Annotated in this window: 1 protein-coding gene; it reads left to right on the top strand. The window is 62.7% G+C overall.

Going from position 1 to position 383, the window contains the following annotated elements:
* Positions 1-144: 144 nt before the first annotated feature.
* On the top strand, positions 145-383 hold a 239-nt coding region (locus EOA36_RS36965), incomplete at its 3' end, for an SDR family NAD(P)-dependent oxidoreductase (RefSeq protein ID WP_127281340.1).

The following is a 383-nucleotide window of genomic DNA, read 5'->3' as shown; positions in this document are numbered from 1 at the left end:
TATACGGGGAGAGGATGCCGGCAGGCAGGTGAGGGGCGGCGCAGACTTTAGGATGTCATCTGATGAACCGCCACTGGCACAATTGACTACCGGGAATTATCGTTCCATATTTTGAAAAATAGAAACTTTGTTCCGGGAGGAGGAATGGAGATCAGGCTCGAAGGCAAGGTGATATTGGTCACCGGGTCGACGCAAGGCATCGGCCGTGCCATCGCCGAGACCCTGGCGCGCTCCGGCGCGGCCGGGCTGCTGGTCACCGGCCGCGAGAAGACGCGTGGCGATGCGGTCGCGGCGGAGCTTTCGCGGCTGGGCACGCCGACACTCTTCGTCGCCGCGGACCTCGGAGACCCGGAAACTCCGGCCCTTTTGGCGCAGGCCTGCAT

Origin of the sequence: Mesorhizobium sp. M8A.F.Ca.ET.021.01.1.1, assembly GCF_003998025.1 — a bacterium.
GTDB lineage: Bacteria > Pseudomonadota > Alphaproteobacteria > Rhizobiales > Rhizobiaceae > Mesorhizobium.
Note: the sequence above shows the minus strand (reverse complement) of the source record. Positions and strands in the feature narration are given on the sequence as shown.